The sequence below is a fragment of the Rhodoferax lacus genome, assembly GCF_003415675.1.
Lineage (GTDB): Bacteria > Pseudomonadota > Gammaproteobacteria > Burkholderiales > Burkholderiaceae_C > Allorhodoferax > Allorhodoferax lacus.
In genome coordinates this window covers 256,627-275,826 of record NZ_QFZK01000001.1, presented here as the reverse complement: position 1 = coordinate 275,826, position 19,200 = coordinate 256,627, and the positions used below count along the sequence as shown (strand labels likewise).

At 63.6% G+C, this 19,200-nt stretch carries 17 protein-coding genes; 6 read left to right on the top strand and 11 right to left on the bottom strand.

Annotated elements, in window-relative coordinates:
• Nucleotides 1-120 precede the first annotated feature (120 nt).
• From yccS to DIC66_RS01265, 3 genes are read left to right on the top strand one after another with little or no spacing between them, the layout of a single operon-like run.
• Nucleotides 121-2,271 (top strand): YccS family putative transporter, encoded by a 2,151-nt coding sequence (yccS, locus tag DIC66_RS01275; protein ID WP_117173260.1) that lies wholly within the window; start codon nucleotides 121-123, stop codon nucleotides 2,269-2,271.
• Between the two features lie 48 nt (nucleotides 2,272-2,319).
• Nucleotides 2,320-2,577 carry a hypothetical protein gene (locus tag DIC66_RS01270; RefSeq protein WP_117173258.1) on the top strand — a complete coding sequence of 86 codons (258 nt, stop codon included), beginning with the start codon at nucleotides 2,320-2,322 and terminating at the stop codon, nucleotides 2,575-2,577.
• Between the two features lie 9 nt (nucleotides 2,578-2,586).
• On the top strand, nucleotides 2,587-2,904 hold the full coding sequence (locus DIC66_RS01265) for a DUF5710 domain-containing protein (RefSeq protein ID WP_117173256.1): 318 nt from the start codon (nucleotides 2,587-2,589) through the stop codon (nucleotides 2,902-2,904).
• A gap of 36 nt (nucleotides 2,905-2,940) precedes the next feature.
• Here the strand turns inward: DIC66_RS01265 and DIC66_RS01260 are convergent, their stop codons facing one another.
• The 6 genes from DIC66_RS01260 to DIC66_RS01235 all read right to left on the bottom strand — a co-directional run bounded on the left by DIC66_RS01260 (nucleotide 2,941) and on the right by DIC66_RS01235 (nucleotide 10,566).
• A complete protein-coding gene (locus DIC66_RS01260; RefSeq protein ID WP_117173254.1) occupies nucleotides 2,941-3,399 on the bottom strand; it encodes a host attachment protein in 459 nt (152 codons plus the stop codon).
• A gap of 39 nt (nucleotides 3,400-3,438) precedes the next feature.
• Nucleotides 3,439-5,778: an endopeptidase La gene (gene lon / locus DIC66_RS01255; protein WP_117173251.1), complete on the bottom strand. Its 2,340-nt coding sequence runs from the start codon at nucleotides 5,776-5,778 to the stop codon at nucleotides 3,439-3,441.
• Nucleotides 5,779-5,796: 18 nt separating this feature from the next.
• A complete protein-coding gene (locus tag DIC66_RS01250; RefSeq protein WP_117173249.1) occupies nucleotides 5,797-7,158 on the bottom strand; it encodes a PAS domain-containing protein in 1,362 nt (453 codons plus the stop codon).
• Between the two features lie 39 nt (nucleotides 7,159-7,197).
• On the bottom strand, nucleotides 7,198-7,968 hold the full coding sequence (locus DIC66_RS01245) for a Crp/Fnr family transcriptional regulator (protein ID WP_158558818.1): 771 nt from the start codon (nucleotides 7,966-7,968) through the stop codon (nucleotides 7,198-7,200).
• 151 nt (nucleotides 7,969-8,119) lie between these two features.
• Nucleotides 8,120-8,761 (bottom strand): response regulator, encoded by a 642-nt coding sequence (locus DIC66_RS01240; RefSeq protein ID WP_117173245.1) that lies wholly within the window; start codon nucleotides 8,759-8,761, stop codon nucleotides 8,120-8,122.
• Entirely contained in the window at nucleotides 8,758-10,566 is a 1,809-nt protein-coding gene (locus DIC66_RS01235) for a sensor histidine kinase (RefSeq protein ID WP_117173243.1), read from the bottom strand. The genes DIC66_RS01240 and DIC66_RS01235 overlap by 4 nt, the downstream gene beginning before the upstream one ends.
• A 224-nt stretch (nucleotides 10,567-10,790) precedes the next feature.
• Here DIC66_RS01235 and DIC66_RS01230 point away from each other — a divergent pair, with 224 nt between their 5' ends.
• Nucleotides 10,791-12,497, top strand: a complete 1,707-nt coding sequence (locus tag DIC66_RS01230; protein ID WP_117173241.1) for an asparagine synthetase B family protein — start codon at nucleotides 10,791-10,793, stop codon at nucleotides 12,495-12,497.
• 10 nt (nucleotides 12,498-12,507) lie between these two features.
• On the opposite strand, the gene DIC66_RS01225 is transcribed toward DIC66_RS01230, so the two are convergent.
• A complete protein-coding gene (locus DIC66_RS01225) occupies nucleotides 12,508-13,359 on the bottom strand; it encodes an NUDIX hydrolase (protein ID WP_117173239.1) in 852 nt (283 codons plus the stop codon).
• A gap of 164 nt (nucleotides 13,360-13,523) precedes the next feature.
• On the opposite strand from DIC66_RS01225, the gene DIC66_RS01220 reads away from it, so the two are divergent.
• Nucleotides 13,524-14,429 carry a tetratricopeptide repeat protein gene (locus DIC66_RS01220; RefSeq protein ID WP_117173237.1) on the top strand — a complete coding sequence of 302 codons (906 nt, stop codon included), beginning with the start codon at nucleotides 13,524-13,526 and terminating at the stop codon, nucleotides 14,427-14,429.
• 127 nt (nucleotides 14,430-14,556) lie between these two features.
• Nucleotides 14,557-15,279, top strand: a complete 723-nt coding sequence (locus tag DIC66_RS01215; protein WP_117173235.1) for a glycine zipper 2TM domain-containing protein — start codon at nucleotides 14,557-14,559, stop codon at nucleotides 15,277-15,279.
• Nucleotides 15,280-15,286: 7 nt separating this feature from the next.
• On the opposite strand, the gene DIC66_RS01210 is transcribed toward DIC66_RS01215, so the two are convergent.
• From DIC66_RS01210 to DIC66_RS01195, 4 genes are all read right to left on the bottom strand, one after another.
• Nucleotides 15,287-16,063, bottom strand: coding sequence for an L-fucose dehydrogenase (locus DIC66_RS01210; RefSeq protein ID WP_117173234.1), 777 nt, complete (start codon nucleotides 16,061-16,063; stop codon nucleotides 15,287-15,289).
• An 18-nt stretch (nucleotides 16,064-16,081) separates the two neighbouring features.
• Nucleotides 16,082-16,963, bottom strand: coding sequence for an L-fucono-1,5-lactonase (locus DIC66_RS01205; protein WP_117173232.1), 882 nt, complete (start codon nucleotides 16,961-16,963; stop codon nucleotides 16,082-16,084).
• Between the two features lie 26 nt (nucleotides 16,964-16,989).
• Nucleotides 16,990-18,270: an L-fuconate dehydratase gene (locus DIC66_RS01200; RefSeq protein ID WP_117173230.1), complete on the bottom strand. Its 1,281-nt coding sequence runs from the start codon at nucleotides 18,268-18,270 to the stop codon at nucleotides 16,990-16,992.
• Between the two features lie 68 nt (nucleotides 18,271-18,338).
• Nucleotides 18,339-19,193 (bottom strand): fumarylacetoacetate hydrolase family protein, encoded by an 855-nt coding sequence (locus DIC66_RS01195; RefSeq protein ID WP_117173228.1) that lies wholly within the window; start codon nucleotides 19,191-19,193, stop codon nucleotides 18,339-18,341.
• Nucleotides 19,194-19,200: the final 7 nt, after the last annotated feature.

The window sequence follows — 19,200 nt, the reverse complement described above, 5'->3', positions numbered from 1 at the left end:
CAGCTGGACCGTCTGTGTGCCACCGCGCATTGCGCGCCGGGCCGCGCAAGTCGGCACTGTTTACGGCACCGATCTTGCTGGTAAGGTTGGACCGACACAACAGCAAGAGGCCCCCACAGCGTGAACGACAACTGGATTGCAAACTGGAAGCGAACCCTCAACCACGAAGGCGTGACGCGTGGGGCGCAGGCCCTGCTGGCACTGGGCTGCGTACTGGCCCTTGGCTGGAAGGCCGAATGGCAGGAAGAACTGATGCCCGTGGTGCTGGGCGTGCTGGCCAGCGCGTTTACGGAAACTGATGACAACTGGAGCGGACGCCTGAAGGCGCAGCTGCTGGCACTCGGCGCCTTTGCCCTGGTGAGCGCAGCAGTCTGGGCCGCCCTGCCCTCACCTTTGACGCTGGCTGCCGTGCTGGCACTGTGCGCCTTTGTGCTCACCATGCTGGGCGCCCTGGGTGAGCGCTACCGGGCCATTGCCTTTGGCGCGCTGGTGCTGTTCATCTACACCGCGCTGTCCGCGCAAAACCGGCGCGACCACGCGCTGGAAGTGGCGCCCTATCTGCTGGGCGGTGCAGCCTGGTATGGACTGGTGTCGCTGTGCTGGGCTGCCGCCTGGCCACGCCCCACGGTGCGGCACCGGCTGTCGCGCCTGTATGCCCTGCTGGGTGAATACCTGCGGCTCAAATCCCAGCTGCTGGAGCCGGTGAGTGACATGGACCTGTCCGGCCGCCGACTGGAACTCGCGCTGCACAACGGCCGCGTGGTGGATGCGCTCAACAGCACCAAGGACAGCCTGTTCAGCCGCCTGGGCTCTGGCACGCCCTCTGCCTGGATGCAGGAGGCCATGCGCCAATACCTGGCCGCTCAGGACATTCACGAGCGCGTGAGCTCCTCACACGAGAGCTATGCCGTTCTGGCCGAAGCATTCCCGCGCTCCGATGCGCTCTACCGCTGCCAGCGGGTGCTGGGATTGCTGGGCGAGCAGGCGCACAAGTTTGCCCGCGCCATACGCGACCGGACCGAGGCGCAGCATGCCGGCACCACGGCCCGGGCCATTGATGACATGCAAGCCGCCATTCGCCACCTGGACACCACGCAAACCGGGCCCGCCTTGCAAAGACCACTGCGCGCCATGCATGCCCTGGGTGACAACCTGACCCGCCTGGCCAGCGTCTTTGCCAACGCCATGCGCCACGGCGGCACCGCGCCCGACCTGTCCTTGTTTGACCGCCAACCCCAGACTCTGCGCGAAGCCTGGGGCCGCGTGCGCGCCCAGCTCACGCTGGGCTCCTCACTCATGCGCCATGCCCTGCGCCTGGCCCTGGCGCTGGTGGCGGCCTACGCCGTCATGTGGGCCACCCATGATCCGCACGGTTACTGGATCCTGCTCACGGTGCTGTTCACCAGCCAGCCGCACTATGCAGCCACGCTGAGCCGCGCGGTGCAACGGGCGGTTGGCACGGTGCTTGGCCTGGCTGTGGGCTGGGCACTGATACGGCTGTTTCCCGGGGCGCTTATGCAAGCGGTCTGCATGGTGGTGGCCGGCGCGCTGTTTATCGGCAAACGCCAGACCGACCTGCGCACGGCGGCAGGCGCCATCACCGCGCTGGTCTTGCTGAGCTTTCACCAGATGGGCATGTCCCAAGGCGTGATTCCGGCCCGCTTGCTGGATGCGGCAGTGGGCAGTGCCATCTCTGCCCTGGCCGCCTGGCTGGTATTGCCCAACTGGCATGCGCGCCAGTTGCCGCAAATCGCAGCGCAGGCACTGCGCGCGCAGGCCGGGTATCTGGTTGAGATCCTGCTGCAGTACCAGAACGGCAAGCAGGATCACCTGGCCTATCGGCTGGCCCGGCGCAACGCCCACAATGCCGATGCCGCGCTGGCCAACGCCTTTGGGGCCATGTGCCTGGAGCCACCGAGCACGCGCTTGAACGAAGCCGCCTGCGGCCAGTTTGTGGTGCTGTCGCACATGCTGCTGAACTTCCTATCGGCACTGGGGGCGCACCGGGGCGAAATCGAGGTCGGTACGCCGGACCCGCTGGCGCGTCAGGCAGCTGACCAGTTGCTGCAGGGACTCAAAAGCCTGTCGCATCTGCTGGAACAGTCCCAGGGGCGCATGCCCGTCGTGTCGGGACGCGACGCCAGTGGCAGCCCGGTGGAGGTGGATGTTTCCACGCCGATCCAGAGCCTGCTGCTTTCCCAATTGCGCCTGGCAAACCGGCTGCTCCCCGAACTGGGCAAGCAGGCGCTGCGGTTCAGGGGCGTGCCATAAAAGGCACAGCCCAGTGTGTATGCTCAGGCCTTATTTCCGAAAGAAAACATGTTTGACAAAGCCGGCAAGTGGACCCACCTCGAAACCTATGACGAATTTGACAACGGCCTGTCCGACCTGATCGAGTTCTGGGTAAGCGAAGACCCCGCTGCAACCCAGGCCCTCAAAGACGCGGCCCTGGCCCACTTCAAGGCCGATCTCGAATCCGCCACCATCAACTGGGCAGAGAACAAGGCCAAGTCCAAAAAATACGCGGCCATTGCGCAAGAGCTGGCCGAGTTTGAAGAGGCCCTGAAAGAAGGCTGAGCGTTCGCCATGCGCATCAACCTGAAGACGCCCTTCGCAGAAAAAGACGCAGTGAAAGCACTGGGTGCCCGCTGGGATGCGGCCCGCAAGATCTGGTACATCACCGATGTGCCGGACCTCATCCCCTTCATGCGCTGGATACCAGACCTGCAGGCGGCCACGGAAGACGCCAGCAGCCCGGCAGGTGCCGCAGCACCCGCCGCTGCAAAGGCTGTGGCCAGGCAATCCAGTGGCGTGATCACCAAGCCCACCACCATGGTTGCGCACTGCGGCTGCAACGCCCTGCCCTGGGTGGACTGTCCTCACACCGCAAGTACCGCCGCATAAGCGGCAAACTGCGGTTGCCGGGCGATTTTTCGCCCCTCACATCCCAGGCCCCAGCGCCTCCTGCACGCGCTGCTGGAGTTCATGGCCCTGGTACACCGTGAAATCGGAGTCCACACTGCGCAGCACCTTCTCTTGCGCTGACGCACTCAGCAGCGGCCGCAGGGCACCCAGCATGGGGCTGCTGGCAATCAGGGCGATACGGTCGCACTGCTGGCCCTCCACCCCCTTGTTCACATAGTCGGCCAGTTGGCGGGCAAAGCGGGTGTGGGCCTTCTCGTGGTCCGGCGTCTGCGGCTCAAACTGCGTGCCGCCATGGGCTGCGCTGCCGTGGCCTCTGCCCTGCTCGCCGTGCGGGTGAGCGGCCGCAGAATGCGTGGACGTAGGTGCATAGGGGTAGACAAAATCGGCCAGTTCGGCAAAGCCACCCTGGGCCCTGTCATGCTGAAGAAAACGGGCCCTCTGGCCGTTGGCAACGAGTATCCAGGTGTGTGGCATGGGAACGTATCCTTTGTGAAAAGAGATGGAGGCCAGAACTCAGCCTGGGCTGTCCATATGGCTGCCCAGGGGCATGGCGTGTTGCAGGGCCTGGTCTACATCGTCCAGCAGCACAAACGCCAATTGCTCGCGCACCGAGGCGGGCAGGTCATCCAGGTCGCGCTTGTTGCGGGCAGGAAGCAGCACCTGGCGTATGCCCGCGGCTGCGGCGGCCAGCACCTTTTCCTTGATGCCGCCCACGGGTAACACCAGGCCGCGCAGGCTGATCTCGCCGGTCATGGCCACATAGCTGTGCACCGGCCGGTTCAGAAACAGCGAGACCAGTGCCACAAACATGGCGACCCCGGCACTGGGGCCATCCTTGGGCGTGGCACCGGCGGGCACGTGCACGTGCACATCGGCCTTTTCGAACTCCACAGCCGCCAGTCCCAACCCCGAAGCACGGGCCTTGAGCAAGGTGAGTGCGGCCTGTGCCGACTCTTTCATCACATCGCCCAGTTGGCCTGTGAGAATGAGCCGGCCGTTGCCCGCCGTGCGCGTGGCCTCAATGAACAGGATGTCGCCACCCACCGGCGTCCACGCCATACCCGTGGCCACACCGGGCACGCCGGAGCGCAGCGCCACCTCGTCTTCAAACAGTGCAGGGCCCAGGATGCCGGGCAGGTCCGCGGCCGTGACCTGCACCTGTGTGGCCTGGCCATCGGCCACCAGCATGGCGGCGTGGCGGCAGACGGCGGCGATCTGGCGCTCCAGCCCGCGCACGCCCGCTTCGCGCGTGTAGTCGCGGATGATGCTGGCCACGGCCCCGTCGTCCAGCGTGAATTGCGTGGCCTGCAGACCGCAGGCGTCACGCTGGCGCGCCACCAGGTATTTGCGGGCGATGGCAAATTTTTCTTCGCGGGTGTAGCCACTGAGCTGCAGCACCTCCATGCGGTCGCGCAGCGGGCCGGTGATGGTGTCCAGCATATTGGCCGTGGCAATGAACATCACCTGCGACAAGTCAAAAGGCACGGCCAGGTAGTTGTCGCGAAAGCTGTTGTTCTGTTCCGGATCCAGCAGCTCCAGCAAGGCAGCGGCCGGGTCGCCGTGCACGCCGCTGCCCACCTTGTCCACCTCGTCGAGCATCATCACGCAGTCACGGCTGCCGGCTTTGCGGATGGCCTGGATAACGTTGCCCGGCAAGGCCCCTACATAGGTGCGGCGGTGGCCGCGCAGCTCGGCCTCGTCATGCACACCGCCCAAAGACACCCGCACAAACTTGCGCCCCAGCGCACGCGCAATCGACTGGCCCAGGGACGTCTTGCCCACGCCGGGCGGCCCCACCAGGCACAGAATGGGGCCGTGGCCTGCCGGGTTGAGTTTGCGCACCGCCAGGTATTCCAGAATGCGCTTCTTGACCTTCTCCAGACCGAAGTGGTCATCCTCCAGCACCGCGCGGGCGTGCGGCACATCGATGTCACCCGGCTCGGGTGCGCGCCAGGGCATCTCCACCAGCCACTCCAGGTAGGTGCGTACGGTGGAGTACTCGGCCGAAGCATCGGACATGCGCTGCAGGCGCCCCAGTTCCTTGTGGGCCTGCGCCGCAACGTCCGGCGGCATGGCGGAGGCCTCGATCTGGTGGCGCAGTTCTTCCACTTCCAGCGCCTCGCTTTCGTCCTGCCCCAGTTCTTTCTGGATGGCCTTGAGCTGCTCGCGCAGCAGGAACTCGCGCTCGCGCTGGCCCATGCTGGCCTTGGTGCGCTGGCCAATGTCGCGCGAGATCTGCATCACCTCAATGCGGTGTGACAACAGCCCCAGCAGGCGGTCCTGCCGGTCCTTGAGCGCAATGTCTTCCAGCAGGGCCTGCTTTTCCTGGGGCTTGATGTCCAGATGGCCTGCCACCAGATCGGCCAGCAAGCCCGGCGCGTCGGTGGCCTGTATGGCGTTGACCATTTCCTCGGGCACGTGCGGCAGCAGTTGCAGTGCTTCCACAGCGCGCTCCTTGAGCTGGAGGTGGCGGGCTTCGACCTCCTTGTCCTGCGTGGCCTGCGGGTCGCTCAGGTAGTCCACCTCGGCAGCCATATAGGGCAGCCCCGGCAGATGCTCGCGCACGCGAAACCGTTGTTGCCCCTGACAGATGATGTAGCGCTCGTCATTGGGCGTGGTGACAAAGCGCAGGATGGCCGCCACACAGCCCACAGGCGCCATGTCGGCAGGCCCTGGTGCCTCGTGCGAGGGGTCGGTCTGCAGCAGGATGCCAATGGGGCGCTCACCCTGTACCGACAGTTCAGCGGCTTCGATGGAACTCTTGCGCCCGATGGAGATGGGCACCACCATGCCGGGAAACAGCACCATGTTGCGGACCGGGATGATGGGCAGTGCGTTGGGTGGCAAGGTCATCGCGGGGGCTCCTTGCGGTTAGAGCGTGGATAGCAGGGCGCTCGGGTTTTTGATGCGGCTCACATCCTGATGGCTGACCACCGCCCGGGCGCGTTCGCCCTGCACTGCCATGACCAGCATGATGAACCAGCGCCTGCCCGCATCGGACACATAGGAATATTCCAGCTGAAAGCTCGGAACCTTGCCGGCAAGCACGTCCGCAATGCCGCACAGGGCGGATGCTTTGGAATCACCGTCTGACCCTGTCACCGCATCCAGCAATTCGGCATAGGGCGATTGGAAAAATCCATTGCGGTAGGTGTGTCCACTGGCCAGACCGTAGGCATTCCACATGGCATTGGTTTGCAGCACACGGCCCTTGCCATCCAGCACGGCCAGGTACTGGGGCAACAGCTCGAACAAGGCTTGCTGGATGCCACGCACCTCGCGCAAGTCTTCCTCCATCTGCCTTTGTTCAGCGATGTCCGTCAACACGCCCACCATGTGTGTGACCTTGCCCGCCTCGTCGTGCCCACAGACCACGCCCTGGCAGCGCACCCAGTCCCAGCGACCATCGGCTGCCCGTGTTCTGTGGTCGGTGCTGAAGTGCACCTGCTGCCCGCCCAGGCAGCTTTGTATCTGTTTGAGCAGGGTGGGCCAGTCGTCCGGGTGCACGTGTGCGCGCCAGCCTTCCATGGTGCCGCCCAGCGGCTCCGTTGGAACACCATAGCGCTGGGCCAGGCTGTTGGAATAGTGCAGCACATCGGCTTGCACATCCCAATCCCAGACCCCGTCACCATTGGCCTCCAGCAGGAGTTTCCAGCGCGTCCCGGTGGCAAGCAGTGCCACTTCCTGTGCCTTGCGCTCGCTGATGTTGGTCAGCACCATGTGAAAGCCCTGGCCTGTGCTCAGGGGTGCGAGTGAGAGCAGCACATGCTGGTCCACACCATCGCTCTGTCCAATCATCACTTCGCCGCACTGGTCTTCGCTGCTGGCCGCTGCCCGGCGCATCAGGGCTTGCACGCAATCCCGCTGCTGCGGCAACAGCAAGTCAGCCAGTTTGCGCCCCATCAGCGTGTTGCGATCTGCGCCCAGCAGGCTTGCGCCTGCCAGATTCAGCTTGTTGATTTTTCCGCTTGCATCGGTGCTGACGAAGCCCACGGGGGCAAAGTCATACAGGTCGGTGATCTCGTTAAGGGCCACATCGAGGCGGGCGCAGGTGTCTTGCAAATACACGTTCTGTATTTCGACTTCCACCTTGCTGATGGCCAATTCCTCAAGCAGCTTCTTGGCCTGGTCTGCAGTCAGAGGGGTGCCACTCTGGGCAACCGACGCTCCAAGGCGTTGCACCGCCATCTGGCGCAGTTCGTCGGTGCTGGGGGGGTTGACCTTGTAGCCCATGCTGATCCGTTCTTTTTATCATTGTGAATAGCAGGTTCGCTAGCCTTCGTACATGCGCAAGGCTTCTGTATCAATCAGTGTAACGTCGCGGTTCGAAATTTCAATAATTCCAAGATGGTTCAGAAGGGACAGCGCGCGGCTTACGGTCTCCAAAGTCACGCTCAGGTAGTTGCCGATATCACGGCGCGTCATGGTCAGCGAGAAGCGCCTCGGTGAACAGCCCATGGCGGCAAAGCTCTCGGATTGCTGCAGCAAAAAGCGCGCAACGCGCACCTCCGAGCGGGGTGCATGCGACACCGTGTAAGACATCTGCTCCCGCGTGATCTCGCGGCTGATGGCCCAGTACAGCATGTGCTCCATGTCATCGCAGCGGCGGCTGGGCGAAAAGAAGTCCTCCCCGGGCAAACGGATCACTTCACAGTCGGTGAGTGCCACCGCCTCACTCCCGTAGTGCTTTTTGTAAACACCATCGCTGCCCAGCAAATCGCCCTTCATATGAAACGAGATCACGTTGTCATTGCCGTCATCGTGCATGACCACCGACTTCAAGGCGCCGGACCGGACCACATACAGGCCATTGAACGACTGTCCCATGGCGAACACAGATTGCCCGGAACGCACCCGCTGGTGGCGAAACACATGGTTGTGAGCGGCCGCCGACGGGGCGCCGTCAAACCGCAACAGGGCCATGACCTCGCTCAAGCTGGAGGACTCACACACATGGCGCTGGTAGCGAACCGGTTGCAGGGCTGGCGAAAACACCGAGGCACCCGGTGCCAGGCCGGCTGTGTTGTTGGTTTGAACTTGCACGCTGGTACCCCCAATTGCACCGGGCGCCCGACGGGCACATCTCTCAATGCATTGCCTGAACTTTAGATGCGGCGCTGCCCTACGTCTGTAGGGAGTTCTTGACACCTTGTGTCGGCCACGGTCGACACCTGTACGGTCATGCACGCCCATTTCAAGGCATGTCGGGCTCCACCAGTTTGTAGCGAATAGCCAGGCGCACCAGGGCCGGCACATCGCCCACGCCCAGCTTGGCCATCAGGCGGCTGCGGTAGGTGGCCACGGTTTTGGGGGACAAGTGCAGCTGCTTGCCGATCTCGGTACTGGACAGGCCCCGCACCACCATGGCGATGGTCTGCCGCTCCCGCGGCGACAGGCTGCCAATCGGGTCTTGCGCGTCGCCCTGGGTAAAGGACTGCACCGCCAGTTCGGCCACGTTGGAGCCCAGATAGCGCCGCCCTTGTGCCGCGGCTTCAATGGCATTGGCCAGCTCCTGCCCGGGCGAGCCTTTGAGCACATAGCCCAGGGCCCCCATACGCAGGGCTTCTGCCACCATGCGTGGCTGGGCCGACATGGTCAGCACCACGCAGCGCGTCTGCGAATCGTAGCGGCGCAGGTCGGCCAACAGCTCCAGCCCGGAGCGCCCTTCCAGGTGCAAATCCAGCAGCAGCACATCCGGGCGCAAACGCCGAATCTCGGACAGAGCCTCTGTGGTGTCTGCCGACTCGCCCACCACCTTGTAGTTCCAGGCCTGCATCAGCACCCGCAGACCCTCTCGCATGATTTGGTGGTCATCCACCAGGTAGAGGCGCGTCATTCCACATGGCTCCAGCGCAAGCCCACCGAGGTGCCGCCACCTGGGTTGGGAGCGACGCTCACCACCCCACCAATGGAGTGGGCACGCTCCAGCATGCCGGCAATGCCCAAGTGCCCCGGCTTGGTACCCGCGGCTGGGGCAATGCCCTGGCCGTTATCGGCAATTTCCAGCTCGATGCGCCGGGTGTCACCGCCCAGGTTCACCGTAACCACCGTGGCCTGTGAATGGCGCAGTGCGTTCTCTATGGCCTCGCGGGCGATCATGAAGGCGCCGTACTCCACCGCCGAAGGCCAGCGGTATTCCAGCACCTCGGGCGGCACGTTCAATACAAAGTTCATGGCCTTCTGGCTCAGGGCGCGGCTGCGCAGTTCATTGTCCAGGGCTGCTGCCAAGCCGTGCTCGTCCAGCAAGGGCGGGTGCAGGTCGATCAGCACCATACGCACCTGGCGCGTGGCCTGGTCAATCAGCTTGCCCAGTTGCAAATCAAGCCGCAGGTACTCGCGCGACTCCTTGCCTTTGCGTAACACGCCCATGGTGTCGTGCAGGATGCGAATGGCCGCAGTGGTCTGCCCCAACTGGTCATGCAGCGCCTGCGCGATCCGTTTGACCAGGTCTTTCTCCTGCGACATCAGCTTGCGCGCCAGGTCAGACAGTTGCGCGCGCGCGGCCTGGCGCTCGGCATCAGCCAGGTTGCGTTCGGTGACATCGCGCAAGGTGGCAATGAGCACCTTCTTGTGGCCAACGGTGACCTGCGAAATGGAACCCTCCATATCCATTTCGTGTCCATCGGCATGCAGGCCCTTCACGTGGTTCAAGGCCATGGCGCGTGAAGGCTCTTCACTGGCGGCAAACTGGGCCTGGTGTTGCACATGGCCAGTACGGAAGCGCTCGGGCATGAGCCGGCTCAGGTTCTCTCCCAAAATTTGCGCACTGGCGTATCCAAATACACGCTCGGCACCGGGGCTGAAGGTTTGCACCCGCCCGCAGGTATCGACGGTGATGATGGCCTCGCTGGAGGCGTTGACGATGGCGTTAAGCCTTTCGCGCTCCTGCTGCAGGCGACGGCTGTCTTCGTGCTGCGTGGTGACATCGCGGAAGTAGGCCGCCACACCATCGCTGCAGGGAAAGGCCCGCACCTCCAGCCAGATCTGCCGCGCCTCCAAATAGAACTCGAAGCGTATGGCCTGTTTATGCAGCGCCACGGCCTCGTACTGGGTGCGAAAGGCTGAGCTCTCGGATTGGGGGCAACTCTCCCACAGCGTCTTTCCAATCAGGCTGTCCTGCCCTGTCTGCAGCAGCGCGCAGGCAGCCTGGTTGACCGCGCTGAAGCGCGCTTCGTGGTCCAGCATGAAGAAACCATCATCCAAGGGCTGCACCCTGTCGGGCACATGGCTTGCCGCTACATTGCGTGTGCTGGGCACAGGCCCTGCGGCGGGAAGCTCGCTGACCAGCAGCATGCGGGTTGGCAGGCCATGCAGTTCCATGTCCTCGGCATCCAGCTCCACAGCAATCGCCCGGCCCCCCAGCCCCTTGTGGCGCCACGTGCGCTGCATGGAGCGGTCCTTGGGTGACAGCCGCATGTAGGCGGGCAGCAGGTGGTGGTCTTCCTCAAAGTAAATGTCGGGCAGGTGCATGCCTGTGAGCTGCTGGATGGTGTAGCCATAGCAGCGCGCGGCCGCGTCATTGGCCGCCATCAGGCGCAACGTTGCAAGGTCAACCACCAGCATCGGCAGGGGATAGCGTTCAAAGAGCTGGCGGTAGCCAGCCTGCAAGCGCTTCAGGGAAGTTTCTCGGGGTGCGTCCATTTGGATCTTTTAGCGAAATTGGCCAGCCCTGTAAAGGTGTGAATAAAACCTCAAAAAAGTGTACCTGCTTGCGAAATATCAAGCACTGCAGGCAGCACCCCGCCCCTGCCGCAGCCCTTGAGAAAACGCAGTGCCCTGGCTTGCTGACCACCCAGAATGCCGCTGGTCAGGCAGGCAAGGCCCCTTCATCCATGCCCCGTGAGACTGTTGAGACAGGACCCTCCATGCAAAGCAGTGTGAATCCCCAAGACCCGCCGCGTGTATCCCTTAGCGGGGCTGCGACATTTGCAGCACCCCATCTGTCCCGGCTGGCTTCAAACTTTGGCTCCGACATCGCCTGGCGTGCCGCCTGCTTTGAGGGCGGCATTGCGGCGGCGGCATCCCAGGCATCGGGCGCATTTTCTGTGGCGGTTTCTGACGGACTGGGCCGCACCTCGCTGGCGGTAGACCGCTTTGCCATCCACTCCCTGTGCTACAAGGTACAGAACAAGGCGCTGCACTTTGCCCCGCGTGCCGATGCGCTGGCCGACCGCCACACCGAAATCGATCCGCAGGCGATATTCGACTACCTGTTCTTCCACACCATTCCCTCGCCGCGCACGGTTTACAAGGGCATCTACCGCCTGCCGCCTGCGCACTGTGCCGACTATAAAAATGGAACGCTGGCAGTGGCGCCCTATGGGGCACCTGCGGTTGAGGACACACCCCGCGCGCACCTGTCCGATGTGCACGAAGAATTCCGGCATCTGCTGCGCGGCGCAGTAGCGGCCCACATGGCGGGCGAAAAGCCGGCCTGCTTTCTGAGTGGCGGCACCCACAGTTCCACCGTGGCCGGCATGATAGGCGCGGTGTCGGGAGAGCCTGCCACGACGTATTCGATCGGCTTTGCCGCCAGTGACTACGGCGGCATCGAAGCCGCACAAGTAGCCGCCACGCACTTGGGCACACAGCACCAGTCCCACTACCTGACGCCCGACGACCTGGTGCGCAGCCTCCCCGGGCTGGCCAGCCACTACGACCAGCCCTTTGGCCATTCTTCTGCCCTGCCCGCCTACCACTGCGCGGCCATGGCACGCTCTGATGGTGTGACCCGCATCCTGTGCGGCGACGGGGGCAGCGCACTGTTTGGCCAATCGTTGGGTCGGACCCGCCAGCGTGTGCTGGGCTGGTACGGAGTCCTTCCTGGCATGCTGTGCACGCAGACAATGGAGCCTGCGCCGGCCACCATCCACCCTGCTGCCAGTTGCAAGCCACACAGGCACGGGACAGCACGCGCGGTAGATCCTTGGCGCGTGGCCATGCCAGAGCGACAGAACCTGTACAGACTGCTGAACCGCCTGGGCATGGAGCGCGTGTTCGTGCCCGACTTTTTGCAAATGGTCGACCCCATGGCGGCACCCAACCGGCAGTGGCAAAGCTGGCAAGGCGACTACCCCACCAGCGCGCCACAACACAGTTCAGCGATGGACTGGCAACAGGCCCTGGCCGACAGCGAACTGCCCAAGGTCTGCGGCACCGGTGCCCTGGCTGGCGTGGACGTGGGCTTTCCGCTGTTGGACCAGCGCTTGCTGGATTTCGCACTGCGTCTGCCCTCGGTCTGCAACGCCAAAGGTTTGAAGCTGCGGGGCTTCTTCAAGGAAGCCCTCAAGGGATTTTTGCCGGAAGCCGTTCTGCGCAACAGGAAACAGGGCACAGGCTTGCCCTTTGGCTTGTGGGTCTGCCAGCACACGGGTCTGCGCAGACTGGCCACCGACTCACTGCGCAGCCTGGGCGAGCGCGGCATTGTGCGACGCGACTTCATCTCCATGCTGCTCAAACACCATTTGCACCAGCATCCGGGCTACTACGGCGAAATGGTCTGGCTGCTGATGGTGCTGGAGCAGTGGCTGCAAGCCCATGCTCCGCTGTACCAGGCCAGTTCGGCGTATTGAGGTCAGCGTTTCAGCGCGTCCGGCGCAGCCCCTGCACCAGGGTCTGCACGGCATCCACGGTGAACTCACCAGCCTCCATGCGCTGCAGCACTTCAGTGGGCTCCAGGCAAATGAAGGCGGCCACCTCACCATCCTGGTTTACCGGTGCAAAACCGGCCTGCAGGCTGAGGTTGAACACGTGCACGATTTCGTCGTGCCAACCCTCGGGCTCCATGCGGCTGGTGCGCACGCTGCCTGCGGCCTGCAGGCCGTGGCCCTGCAGGCTGAACAGGCCGGCCTCTTCGGCCAGTTCGCGCTGCAGGCAGGTGTGCACCGTCTCACCCATGGGCAAGCCCCCTGCGGTGACGTTGTCCAGCATGCCAGGGTCGGTTGCCTTGCTGTAGGCGCGGCGTGCGCACCACAGCCGGCCATCGGGCATAAAGCCGTTCACGTGCACGGCATGGCTCAGCAGGCCCAGGAAGCGAAAGCCCGAGCGCTCGGCATGGAACAGGGCTGCGCGCTCCGGGTTGGGCGTGCAGCAGTCTGCCTGCCAGTAGCTGAAGCGCTCATCGCGCCAACCGGGCATCAGACCCTGGGCGCGGGCGGCCAGCAGCGTGGCTTGCAGGCGCTCGCTGCGTTGGGCCTCGCTCCAGTGGGCTGCGTCCCACACCAGCCCTTGCGGCCCCAGATTGGCAGGGGACAAATACTGCGCCAGCCATTGCGCCCGGGGCAGAGTCACAAGGCCCAGATGTTGATCACCACAGCGCCAGCGCATGCAACCAGGGGGTGCAGAATGCATGGCTTGGGCGTCCAGTGCAAAGAGGCGGGACTGCTGGTCGGGGTTCAGGCCATCCAGAAAAAGTACGGGAGCATTGGCTGTCATGCAACGATGGTACGCGTGCGGCAATAGCTTCGGGAGCGCACTGCCATGCAACGCGCCCCTGAAAAAGCGGGGGCTTTACCTGGCTGTCACACACTTCCGCTTGAAAAAACACCGCCCGGCATCATCATGTCCTTGTTTCCTTTTTTCCATTTGAGGCTTTATCCATGCGTTATATGTCCCTGTTTACAAGCGCCCTTCGCTGGCTGCTGGTGGCGAGCTTCCTGAGTGCCGGGCTGGCCATGGCCCAGCAGGAGCCCACCATGAACCAGATTTATGCGGCAGCCCAGTCCGGCAAACTGGACCAGGCCCAGGTGATGGTGCAGCAAGTGCTGGTAGCCCACCCCAAGAGCGCCAAGGCGCACTTTGTGCAAAGTGAGCTGTACGCACGCCAGGGCAATCTGCCCAAGGCGCGTGAAGCGCTGAGCACTGCCCAATCCCTGGCACCCGGCCTGCCTTTTGCCAAACCCGAAGCCGTCAGCGCCCTGGAAAACCAGCTGGCTGCCAAAGCCACCGCGGCACCGGCCCATGTAGCCACCAGCAACAACGCAGCCCCGGACAACAAGCCCTCGGGCTCCTGGTTGCTGCCCGCCCTGCTGGCCGCAGGCGTGATTGCCGCTGCCTACTTCATCTTCCGCCGCAAACCGGCACAGACCTTTGACCCGAATGCCGCCTACGCGGGCAGCGGCCTGAGCGGCCCACAGGGTTTTGGCAGCGGCAACATGCAACCCAACATGCAGGGCGGCTATGGCCAACAACCCCTGTATGGCCAAACCGGTCAACCGGGGTATGGACAGCCCGCAGGCAGCGGCCTGGGTGGACGCATCATGGGTGGCGTGGCTACCGGCCTGGCCGTGGGCGCGGGTGTGATGGCGGCTCAAGCCATTGGACGCAGCCTGAGTGGCGAGCATGAATCGGGAGCCAAGGCTGCCGAAAACAGCGGCAGCAACAATTACGAGCCCATCGGCAACAGCAACGCCGACATGGGCGGCAGCAACTTCGGCATCAGCGACACCGGCTGGGACGATGCCGGTTCGTCCGACAGTGGTGGCGGCGGCGATTGGGATAACTGATAGTGATAGCGGCCTTGAAAAAGGCTAAAGTGATACCGGGTGTAAAGACCGTCGGCACGCTGACTGCTCCGGGCGTTACAGACGGATAGCTACCCCATCCGGGCAGGCCTTTGAAGGGAATCTCGCCATGCATGCACCTCTTGTAAAACACTCCCCTGCCCTGCGGCTTGGCCTGCTGGGTGGCCTGTTATCCGGTCTGCTGGGCCTGGGGGTCAGTGGGTCGGCCTTGGCTGTGGAGTTTGGCCGCGTGCTCTCGGCCACGCCTGTCATGCAACAAGTGGCCGTACCCCAGCAAGTCTGCAGCGACCAGCAGGTGGAAGTGCAGCAACCCAAGTCAGGCGCCGGTGCCGCCATAGGCGCCATTGCCGGTGGTGCGCTGGGCAGTGCCTCGGGTGGGCGTGGCTCCGGCCGGGCAGCGGCCACCGTCATTGGTGCCATTGGTGGCGCCGTGCTGGGTGACCGCATAGAGGGTTCGCCCGAACCCGAGCTGCGCACCGTGCGCCAGTGCGGCACCCAAACCACCTATGAAAACCGTGCCGTGGCCTACAACGTGGTGTATGAATACGCGGGCAAACAGTACGCGGTGCAAATGCCGCATGACCCGGGCCCCAAGCTGGCTTTGCAAATTGGACCCGTGGGTGCCAGGGATTACGAAGACCAGGAGCCCATCAGCGCAGCACCGCCGCCCCCATACATCCAGCCGCAGACTGTGTATGTGCAGCCCGCACCGGTGGTGATAACCCAGCCCTACCCGGTGTACTACCCCCGCAGCTACTACCCGCCGGTGCAACTCCAGTTCGGGTTTGGCTATTGGGGTGGCGGCTACGGACACCACCGTCATTGGCGCTAAGTTCGGCTCAGGACAGCGCCCGGTCCAGGTGGGTATAGCCACCGTCCACAAAGATCCACTGCCCCGTGGTGTGGGAAGACCGGTCTGAGAGCAAAAACACCGTGGTGTTGGCCATCTCTTCGGCGGTGGTCATGCGCTTGCCCAAAGGGATTTTGCGGGTGATGTCGTCGAGCTTGGCCTGGGGGTCGGCAAAGCTGTTGATCCAGCGGGCATACAAAGGTGTCATCACCTCGGCCGGAATCACCGCATTCACGCGCACCCCAAACTCCAGCAGACTGGCCGCCCACTCGCGTGTGAGCGAGAGCTGCGCCCCTTTGGACGCGGTGTAGCCACTGGTATTGCCCTGGCCGGTGACAGCCGTCTTGGACGACATGTTGACGATAGAGCCCCGGCTCGCCTTCAGGTGCGGCAGGCAGTAATGCGCCATGCTGTAGTAGTGGATGAGGTTGCGTTCCAGCGAGCCCACAAAGGCATCGCGCCCTGCCTCCAGGCCAATGCCGTCGTTGATGCCGGCGTTGTTCACCAGACCGTCGATGCGGCCGAACTGCGCATGCACCTGGGCAACTGCCGCACCGCAGGCGGCGTCATCAGACAGCTCCAACTGCACAAACAGAAAACGCGGCTGCAATGCGCGCAGGGCCTGCTCGAACTCCGCAGTGAGCGGGCTCTTGCCAAACACCACCGGAATGGCGCCCTCCTCTGCCAGCGTGAGCGAGATGGCCGCGCCAATGCCGCTGGCACCGCCGGTGACGATGATGACTTTGTCTTTTAAGTGGAGGTCCATGGGTGTTGCTTGATGTGGTTACTGGTCTGCAGCTGCCAGCGCATAACAGCGCTGTGCATTGACGCCCCAGAAGGCGTCCTGTTCGTGTTGGGTCAGGCGCGTGCTGGCCCAGCGCTGGGCCAGGCTGTGCACCTCGGCATAGGGGGCGGCCAGCTGGCACACCGGCCAGTCGGAGCCATACAGAAGGCGGTTGGGGCCAAACAGGTCGAGGGCGCGGTCAAAGCACTCCAGCATGGTGCGGCTGTCCTGCGGCTGCACGCCGTGGCCCTGGCTCCAATCGGCCTCGGTCACCAGACCGGAAAGCTTGCACACCACATGCGGCATGGCGGCCAGTGCACGCATGCAGGCCAGCCAGCGTCCGGGCACTTCGGCCTTTGTCATCCAATCGCGTATGCAGGGCTTGCCCACGTGGTCCAGCACCAGCCAGTGCGCGTTGTGGCGGCCACAAAATTCCAGCACCGAGGACATTTGCCGGTCAAACACCAGCACCTCGTACACCAGGCCACGCTTTTGCACCGCTTTCATACCCCGGTTGAAGTCCGGGTTGCGCAGCAGCGCGGGCAGTTGCGGCTCGTCTTGCAGAATGTGGCGAAAGCCTTTGAGCAGGGGCTGGTCGGCATAGCGGCTCAGCTTGTCCGACACGTCCGCAGCACACAAATCGATCCAGCCCACCACGCCCACAATCTGCGGGTTGGTCTTGGCCAGGCCCAGCAAGTAGTCGGTCTCGTCCTCGCGGCTGCGCGCCTGCACGGCCAGCACCGCGTCCACCCCGGCACTGTGCAGCGCAGGTCCCACATCGGCGGGCAGGCAGTCGCGCTGCAGGCTGGGCATGGCGTCACTGATCCATGGGAAGTCCTGCGCCTCATAGCGCCAGTAATGCTGGTGCGTGTCGATCTTCATGGGCGCAGGTCTTCAGGCCGTTGGATTCACTTGCGTTTGAAGGTGTAGTCCACCAACGATTGCGGCTTCATCTCGATCGAAAAACCGGGCAGCGTGGGTGGCATGTAGGCAGCGTTCTGGATCACGCAGGGGTCTATGAAGTGCTCGTGCAGGTGGTCCACAAATTCAATCACCCGGCCTTCGCGCGTGCCGGCAATGCACAGGTAGTCAATCATGCTGAGGTGCTGCACGTATTCGCACAGGCCCACGCCACCGGCGTGCGGGCACACCGGCAGTTTGTATTTGGCGGCCATCAGCATCACGGCCAGGATTTCGTTTACTCCCCCTAGGCGACAGGAGTCGATCTGCACCACGTCAATGGCGCCGCGCATGATGAGCTGCTTGAAGATGATGCGGTTCTGGCACATCTCGCCGGTGGCTACTTTCACGGGCTTCACGCCTTCGCGGATCACGCGGTGGCCTTCGATGTCATCGGGGCTGGTGGGCTCTTCAATAAACCAGGGCTTGCAAAACGCCAGGTCGTTCACCCACTCCACGGCCTGGTTCACTTCCCAGACCTGGTTGGCATCGATCATCAGGTGACGGTCCGGGCCCAGCACCTCGCGGGCAATGGTCAGGCGGCGGATGTCGTCGGCCTTGTCGCGGCCTACCTTCATCTTCACGTGGTTGAAGCCGGCATCAATGGCCTCCTGGCACAGGCGGCGCAGCTTGGCGTCGTCATAGCCCAGCCAACCGGCAGACGTGGTGTAGCAGGGGTAGCCCTCGCGCTCCAGCGTGGCCAGCCGCTCGGCCTTGCCGGGTTCCTGCGCCTGGAGCATGGCCAGCGCTTCTTCGGGCGTGATGCAGTCGGTGATGTAGCGGAAGTCGATCAGTTTGACGATTTCTTCAGGGCTCATGCGCGAGACCAGCTTCCACACCGGAACGCCCTCCAGCTTGGCCCACAGGTCCCACACGGCATTGACCACGGCACCCGTAGCCAGGTGGATGGCGCCCTTGTCCGGGCCGATCCAGCGCAGTTGGCTGTCCGAAGTGATGTGGCGCCAAAAGCGGCCCATGTCCTCGGCCACCCACTGCATATCCAGGCCCACCACCAAGGGCTTCAGGGCCTCGATGGCGGCACAGCAGATCTCGTTGCCGCGGCCAATGGTGAAGGTCAGTCCGTGGCCCTCTGTGCCGGGCGCATCTGTGCCCAGGATGACGTAGGCGGCCGAATAGTCCGGATCCGGGTTCATGGCATCCGAGCCATCCAGATGTTGGGACGTGGGAAAGCGCACGTCCACGACGCGCAGGGAGGTAATGACTGTCATCGCGGACCTTCAGTAAAAAGAAATGGCGTTGCGTTGTTGTTGCTTGGCGTTGCTGCGCTGGCCTGGTATCAGGCCTGCACCACGGTCTGGGTCTGCGTGCCCAGGCCTTCAATACCCAGGTGCATGACCTGGCCGGCGCGCAAATACACCGGCGGCTTTTGCCCCAGGCCCACGCCAGGCGGGGTGCCGGTGGAAATCACATCGCCTGGCTGCAGGCTCATGAAGCGGCTGAGGTAGCTGATGAGAAACGGTACCTTGTAGACCATGGTGGAGGTGCTGCCGTTCTGGTAACGCTTGCCATCCACTTCCAGCCACATTTTGAGGTTGTCAGAGTCGGGCACTTCGTCGGCTGTGACCAGCCAGGGGCCGGTGGGGCCAAAGGTGTCGCAGCCCTTGCCCTTGTCCCAGGTGCCGCTGCGCTCCAACTGGTATTCGCGCTCGGACACATCGTTGATCACGCAGTAACCGGCCACATGCGAGAGCGCATCGGCCTCTTCGATATAGCGCCCGCCCTTGCCGATGACCACGCCGAGCTCGACTTCCCAGTCGGTCTTGACCGAGCCGCGCGGAATCTCCACATTGTCATCCGGGCCCACCACGGCGCTGGTCCATTTGTTGAACACCACCGGCTCGGGCGGTACCTGCGCACCGGACTCGGCGGCATGGTCGGCGTAATTGAGGCCAATGCAGATGAACTTGCCAATCTGCGCCACACAGGCGCCCAGGCGCAAGTCCTTTTGCGGCACACCGGCCACCAGCGGCAGGGTGTTGATATCAATGCCGCGCAAACGCGCCAGGCTGTTGGGTGACAAGGCTGTGCCGCCCACATCCTCAATCAGGCCCGAGAGGTCACGCACGCGACCCGCAGTGTCCAAAACACCGGGCTTCTCAAGACCGGGCGACCCAAAACGCAGCAATTTCACTTTTCTC